Here is a 6,779-nt window from a genome sequence, read left to right as displayed (position 1 = left end):
CTCGCCGCGCGCGAGGCGCTCGCCCGCGGCGCCGACGACCTATTGGTCGCATTCGGCGATACGCCGCTGATCTCGGCCGAGACCTTTGCACGGATGCGTGCGCCGCTGCGCGACGGCGCTGCGCTTGCGGTGCTCGGCTTCCATGCCGCCGACCCGACCGGCTACGGCCGGCTGGTGACCGAGAACGGCAAGCTGGTTGCGATCCGCGAGCAGGCCGACGCCAGCCCCGCGGAGCGCAAGATCACCTTGTGCAACGCCGGCGTGATGGCGTTCGACGGCAGCAAGGCGCTCGCGATCATCGAGAAGATCGGCAACGCCAATGCCAAGGGCGAATTTTATCTGACCGATGCCGTGACCATCGTCAGGGAAATGGGACTGGAGGCCGTCGTGATCGAGACCAGCGAGGATGAAGTGCGCGGCATCAACACCAAGGCGCAACTCGCCGAGGCGGAGGCCGTGATGCAGGCGCGGCTGCGCAAGCAGGCGCTCGAGGCCGGCGTGACCCTGATCGCGCCCGACACTGTCCATCTCGCCGCCGACACCAAGTTCGGCAAGGACGTTGTGATCGAGCCGTTCGTGGTGATCGGACCGGGCGTGTCGATCGACGACGGCGCCGTGATCCATTCCTTCTCGCACCTCGTCGAGGCCAGCATCGGCAAGAAGGTGTCGGTCGGTCCCTATGCGCGGCTGCGGCCCGGCACCTCGCTCGGCGACGGCGCGCGGATCGGCAATTTCGTCGAGACCAAGGCCGCGACGCTGGAGGCCGGCGTCAAGGTCAACCATCTCTCCTATATCGGCGATGCCCATGTCGGCGCCAATTCCAACCTCGGCGCCGGCACCATCACCTGCAACTATGACGGCTTCCTCAAGCACAAGACGCTGATCGGCGAGGGCGCCTTCGTCGGCACCAACACGTCGCTGGTCGCGCCGGTCACGATCGGCAAGGGCGCCTATATCGGCTCGGGCTCGGTCATCACCAAGGACGTGCCCGACGACGCGATGGCGCTCGAGCGCAGCGAACAGTCGATCCGCGAAGGCGGCGCCGCGCGCTACCGCGCGGCGAAGCTCAAGGCGAAGGCTGCGAAGGGGAAGTAGTCTTCTCTCGGCGTGATCTCGAGTCTGCCTACGCTGCAGCTTTCGCAGACCGCGATGTTCGACGAACTCGGGCGTCTGTTGAAGTTCGTTGGCGCTTCCAGCCAGACCTGGACCTACGCCTACGACCGGACCGACAATCAGGTGTCGGTCAAGGATCCGCGTTCAAGCGTGTTCGGATGGACGTTCGATGCGCTGAACCGTCTGATCAAGACGACCGATGAAGAGTCGGGTGTCGTGACGCTGACGCGCAACGGCAAGGACGAGATCACCAATTACAACGACCCGCGATCGCTGAACACGAGCTTTGTCCGCAATGGATTTGGCGATGTCATCCAGCGCGGCAGCCCGGACACCGGGATCACGGTCTACACCTACAATGCGCTGGGCAAGCCGACCCAGATCACGGACGGCCGCGGCGTCGTCACCAACCCGGCCTACGACAATGCCGGCCGGCTGTTGTCGAAACAGTATCCGGCGGCGACTGTCGAAAACATCACCTATACCTGGGATGCGACGGCGGGTGGCAACAGGGGCGTAGGCCGCCTGACGCGGATCGACGATGCATCCGGCAGCGTCGAATGGACCTACAATGTGCTTGGGCAGGTCACAGCGGAGAAGAAGACCACGTTATCTATGGTCTACAACGTCGCCTATGCTTACGATCTCGACGGCAATGTCATGCAAATCACTTATCCGTCCGGCCGCATCGTCAACTTTAGCCGCGACACCACCGGCCGTGTGACGGCTGTCACGACCGGCGGCGGCACGCCGGCGACCCTGGCGTCTGGCGTCGGATACCTGCCGTTCGGGCCGCTGCGGACGCTGACCTATGGCAACGGCCTGATCCTGAACAGGACGTTTAACCAGGACTACAACCTTACGGCGCTGAAAGTGGCGCAGGGGACGACATCGGTCGTCGATTACGGCTATGGCTACGGCAATGGCGACTTCAGCATCACAGGGATCGCGGACAATGTCGGTGCCGTCTCCGGCGGCGTTGCGGCGGCCACCGAGACGCTCAGCTATCCCGCCAGCAGCAATCTGCTCGGCACCGTCACGAGCGGTGCGACGACATTGCGCTCGTTCGCCTACGACGGCGCCGGCAATGTCATTACCGACACCCGTGGTTCGGCCGTCTACCAGTATCGTTACAACAACCGCGGCCGGCTCGACCAGTTGACGGCCGGATCGACGGTGGCGGCGAGCTACGGCTATGACGGCCTGGAGCGGATGTCGGTCCGCACAACGCAGAACATGACGCCGGCGGCGACGACGCATTATGTCTACGATCGCGCCGGGCGGCTGTTGATGGAGGCGAGCAGCACCGGGACGATCCAGCGCGAATATGTCTGGCTCGACGACATGCCGCTGGCGCTGTTCGCCGACCTCGATACGACATCGCCAAAGCAATGGTATGTGCACGCGGATCATCTCAATCGTCCGATTAAGATGACGGATGCGAGCCAGGCCGTGGTGTGGGACGCCCAATATTGGCCATTTGGTGAGGTACGCTTGATCACGGGGAGTGCGAGCAACAATCTGCGTTTCCCAGGCCAGTACTTCTTGGTCGAATCAGGCCTGCACTATAATTGGTACCGGCACTACGATCCGACAATCGGTCGCTACGTTCAGCCCGATCATCTTGGATTCATCGACGGACCAAACGTATTCCAATATGCATCCGGTAATCCGGTGAACTATGCTGATCCAAGAGGAGAATTTGCATTTGTGCCGATTCTCGTTGGTGTGGGCGCAGGTCTTGCCTTCGATTATGCAGTCTCGGAATATAAGAGGACTCATTGCAGCTGCCAGGATGCGAGCACATCGGGAGGACCCTGGGGGAATGGTGCCGCGGGTGGAGCAAATGGGGCCTTCGGCCCGTTCGGAGCGAAACCAAGGACCGGTATTAGCGGCGGCGGTCCTCCCGGAATGACGACTTCTCCCTTTAGCCAAGCTGTTGGTGATTCCTACAATGCTGACCTTATCGGTCTTGGAACCAGGAACGCCCTGCGCGGTGCCGGCAAAGTGATTTCCAAGTCGCTGCCATGGGGGACTGCGGCGCTGGCTGCGTGGGAAATCTATGATGCTTTGAGCTGCCGATGACGACAATGGGAACTCCGGTTGGTCCGCTTACAAAGATGTACCTGAGCAGGTGCGGCTACAGTGATTCACAGATCGATTCATGGAATAGTGAAACCCGATTGCTTCAGGATATCGGGCTCGCCGGAGACAATGCATGGGATGAGTTTTCCCGAATGCACCGGGAGTTCGGTGTTGATTTAACGGGATTTGAGGTGGATAGGTATTTTCCGCCAGAGCTTTCGTGGACGAACTTGGCGATGTCACTTTTGTGGCGGACGGAACTAGGTAATCGTCTAAGAAACAAGTATCCTCCAATTTCGCTCGGCTTGATCGAGTGCGTACTTGCGGCCAAGAAGTGGGAGTTTCGCTAAACCGCTTCATAACGGCTACAGCGATTTCAGCATCACCGGGATCGCGATAATATCGACGGCGCTGCGGCGGCGACAGAGACGCTCGGCTATCCCGCCAGCAGCAATCTGCTCGGCAGCGTCACCAGCGGCGCGACGACATTGCGCTCGTTCGCCTACGACGGCGCCGGCAATGTCATTACCGACACCCGCGGTTCGACCGTCTACCAGTATCGCTACAACAACCGCGGCCGGCTCGACCAGTTGACGGTCGGGTCGACGGTGACGGCGAGCTATGGTTACGACGGCCTGGAGCGGATGTCGGTCCGCACAACGCAGAACATGACGCCGGCAGCGACGACGCACTATGTCTACGATCGCGCCGGACGGCTGTTGATGGAGGCGAGCGGCACCGGGACGATCCAGCGCGAATATGTCTGGCTCGACGACATGCCGCTGGCACTGTTCGCCGATCTGGATACGGCCTCGCCAAAGCAATGGTATGTGCACGCCGATCACCTCGATCGCCCAATCAAGATGACGGACACGAGCCAGGCTGTGGTGTGGGCGCGCAGTACTGGCCGTTTGGTGACGCGCGGTCGATCGCGGGAAGTGCAAGCAATAATCTGCGCTTTCCGGGGCAGTACTTTTTGGTCGAGTCCGGGCTCAACTACAATTGGTACCGGCACTACGATCCATCTACCGGAAGGTACATCCAGGCGGATCTGCTTGGTGTTGCACAAGGACCAAGTCTTTATGGTTATGCGAAGTCGGCTCCAACAATGCTTTCGGACAAGGATGGTCGGCAGGCCGCGACAACCGCAGGGGCACAGATTGCTTTTCCCATTCCGATACCACCTGACATTGTGCCGGGCACCCCTCAATGGTGGGAACATTTCAAGCGCGGTCACAAGGGGTTGTGGAACTTCTGCCGCGGCTTGTTCAATGAGGAGCATGAAGAACAAGCAACACGCCCTCCGCCCGGCTCTAAGCCTATTAAGGAGACGCCATGGTCGGGAGATCATGGTAGAATCAAGGGGCAGATTGGTGCTGACCCGAACGATGACGTTCGCATCTCGCCAGACGGGAATGTGTGGGCGGAGAATCCCGATGGTACCTGGACGGATTTTGGCCCAGCATCGGACTACACTGGATCGGGCAAGCCCTCCGGCCGACGCGGGAAGGATCGATGAAAAATGGTAGATGAATATCGTAAGGCTGCCACGGTCGACCTTCGATATACAGTTCGACTGTTGGTGAAACACCCCACGATTGATCCAGCTGAAATAACGACTGCACTTGGAATCGCCCCCTCTCTAGCCCGCGCTGTGGGAACAGAAATAGTTACGCCGACTGGCGTAAAGCTGGCGAGCCGAAGCAAACAGAGCGTCTGGAACTGGAGTGAATCCATCAAAGGAAAAAGAGATTTCTTTGATAGCGTCGCTGAGCTGGCAGACCACCTAGAAGCGCATAGACAATTCTTAGGCACTCTAGTTTCCAGCGGCGGGGAGATAATCGCGATTGTGCACCTGCCAGGAAATGTAAACATCGGATCGATCCTCAAATCAGTCGATCTGCGGCGGCTAGCCCATCTCGAAATTAGTTTGGGGATTGAAGTTTTCCCAGAATTTGACATCGACTAAGGGTGCTCAAGGGCGAGACGGTAAAGCGCAAACCGACCGAAGCAGAGCGTAGCCCGCATTAGCGAAGCGGCATTGAAGACTGAAGCAACACCTTGGATATCGCGTCGTTTGTCATAGCCACGCAAGCTGTTGCCAACACGCGAATGTCTGACTACGCTTACCTCAGGTATCCGAGGGCGAGAAGAAGTTCTTTGACCGGGTCAATCGGCAAATCTTTCATCGCGGCTATGGGTCCCTGGTTTCGCAGGGACGACACGGAATATGTGGCGCAGTCGGCGGGGCACGCGCCTGCATTCTCGCGACACCTCTTGTCCGTCGCGGCTGGTCAGGCCGCACGCGCAGACGGATCCGAGCCTTGAAGCAGATCGTTCAGCATCCGACGTTCTTTCTCGATTCTTCGCTTGAGCAGCTCCCGCTCGTGTTCTGATTTCTCGGTGTCGAGCAGGAATTGATAATGGTCGATGACCTTCTCGCTCCCACGTATGAGCAGACGCTGCAGCTCTGTCATGGCTGGCTCTCTCCTGACTGCCCGACAATTTGCTCGTTCGCCGGTGGGGCAAGGACGAGCGTCGGTATGTCGGCCGTCAACACCTGCATCGCTGCCATCTCTTCAGAAAGACGTCGGTTGACGAAATCGCGTTCCAGGTCGGAAAGCTCGGTGCCGAGCAGCCGCCGATATCGGCCAACATTGTTGCGATGTGCGCGCAGCCGTTCGAGGCGCTCATCAATCTGTTCTGACGTTCGCTGCCGATCTTGGTTGAACCTTGACCACCAGCGATCTTCAATCCTGTCGATGACTTGTTTCGGAAGCCTGATCTCGGTCATGGGACCACTCCTATGCGGCAGCGACGTGGCGCTCGGTGGAGTGCAGCCTGGCCGGCCTTCCTCCTGGCGGTTCGCGTGGATCGTCAAGAGCGCGCAGCGCGTCGAGGATATCGCTGACTGGAACGGGCGACCTGAGTTCTGGAGGCGCGCGCAGAGCGGGATTGGATGCGACAGCGCAGGCATCCGAAGCCCAGGATGCCAGAATGCTTCTCTTCGCCGCCCTTGTCAGGCCGGGGTCGCGCAGCAGATCGCGCGGATGTTCGTATTGCCTGCCTCTTGGCAGGCGAAATGCAAGGACATTGTCGACAGGCGCGGTCGTCGGCCGCATGGGTGCCTCCATTCTTGAGACGAAACCAGAGATGAGGAGCCGCGCCCCAGCGGAGCGCGGCTTTGCGGATCGTTAGGCTGCCACGCCCTCCAACTGGCGCGTCGCCTTGCTTGGAACTGCATTGATCGCAATTTGCCTCGGCTTCATGGCCTCCGGCACTTCACGGGCGAGTTCGATCCTGAGCAGGCCGTTATCGAACGACGCGCTCTTGACCTCGACATGATCGGCCAGACTGAACTGTCGTTTGAAGCGACGTGTCGAGATGCCCTGATAGATATATTCACGCTCGGCCTTTTCGACCTTCGTGCCTTCGATGGTCAGAACGTTCTGCTCTGCCGTCACCGATATCTCGTCAGGTGCAAAGCCGGCGACCGCGAGCGCGATCTGGTACCGATCCTCCGCAAGCCGTTCGATATTATAGGGCGGATAATTGTCCTCGCCGGCACGTTGGACAGTCTC

Annotated in this window: 7 protein-coding genes; 4 read left to right on the top strand and 3 right to left on the bottom strand. The window is 59.8% G+C overall.

Annotation, left to right across the window (positions count from 1 at the left end; translation table 11 throughout):
* The 4 genes from glmU to H8A95_RS40820 form a co-directional block, all read left to right on the top strand.
* Window positions 1-1,095, top strand: a 1,095-nt coding sequence (gene glmU, locus H8A95_RS40835; RefSeq protein WP_229188155.1) for a bifunctional UDP-N-acetylglucosamine diphosphorylase/glucosamine-1-phosphate N-acetyltransferase GlmU, incomplete at its 5' end; no start/stop codon positions are given.
* Window positions 1,096-1,329: 234 nt separating this feature from the next.
* Window positions 1,330-3,198, top strand: coding sequence for an RHS repeat-associated core domain-containing protein (locus tag H8A95_RS40830; protein ID WP_229188154.1), 1,869 nt, complete (start codon window positions 1,330-1,332; stop codon window positions 3,196-3,198).
* An 889-nt stretch (window positions 3,199-4,087) separates the two neighbouring features.
* Window positions 4,088-4,717, top strand: coding sequence for an RHS repeat-associated core domain-containing protein (locus H8A95_RS40825; protein WP_229188153.1), 630 nt, complete (start codon window positions 4,088-4,090; stop codon window positions 4,715-4,717).
* Window positions 4,718-4,720: 3 nt separating this feature from the next.
* Window positions 4,721-5,167, top strand: coding sequence for a DUF4279 domain-containing protein (locus H8A95_RS40820; protein ID WP_229188152.1), 447 nt, complete (start codon window positions 4,721-4,723; stop codon window positions 5,165-5,167).
* A gap of 325 nt (window positions 5,168-5,492) precedes the next feature.
* Here the strand turns inward: H8A95_RS40820 and H8A95_RS40815 are convergent, their stop codons facing one another.
* The 3 genes from H8A95_RS40815 to H8A95_RS40800 all read right to left on the bottom strand — a co-directional run.
* The gene (locus H8A95_RS40815) at window positions 5,493-5,675 is read right to left on the bottom strand and encodes a hypothetical protein (protein WP_229188151.1); all 183 of its coding nucleotides are present in this window, start codon (window positions 5,673-5,675) and stop codon (window positions 5,493-5,495) included.
* Window positions 5,672-5,992 carry a hypothetical protein gene (locus H8A95_RS44300; RefSeq protein ID WP_338028075.1) on the bottom strand — a complete coding sequence of 107 codons (321 nt, stop codon included), beginning with the start codon at window positions 5,990-5,992 and terminating at the stop codon, window positions 5,672-5,674. The genes H8A95_RS40815 and H8A95_RS44300 overlap by 4 nt, the downstream gene beginning before the upstream one ends.
* Before the next feature lie 400 nt (window positions 5,993-6,392).
* Window positions 6,393-6,779, bottom strand: a 387-nt coding sequence (locus H8A95_RS40800; protein ID WP_229188149.1) for an Hsp20 family protein, incomplete at its 5' end; no start/stop codon positions are given.

The sequence above is a fragment of the Bradyrhizobium oropedii genome (genome assembly GCF_020889685.1).
Lineage (GTDB): Bacteria > Pseudomonadota > Alphaproteobacteria > Rhizobiales > Xanthobacteraceae > Bradyrhizobium > Bradyrhizobium oropedii.
The sequence above is the reverse complement of the archived record's forward strand: the minus strand, read 5'-3'. Positions and strand labels throughout refer to the sequence as shown.

What these genes read in the sequence shown, in the direction of transcription:
- H8A95_RS40820 (WP_229188152.1), top strand. Translation starts at nt 4,721, where the DNA reads ATGGTAGATGAATATCGTAAGGCTGCCACGGTCGACCTTCGATATACA.
- H8A95_RS40815 (WP_229188151.1), bottom strand. Translation starts at nt 5,675, where the DNA reads ATGACAGAGCTGCAGCGTCTGCTCATACGTGGGAGCGAGAAGGTCATC.
- H8A95_RS44300 (WP_338028075.1), bottom strand. Translation starts at nt 5,992, where the DNA reads ATGACCGAGATCAGGCTTCCGAAACAAGTCATCGACAGGATTGAAGAT.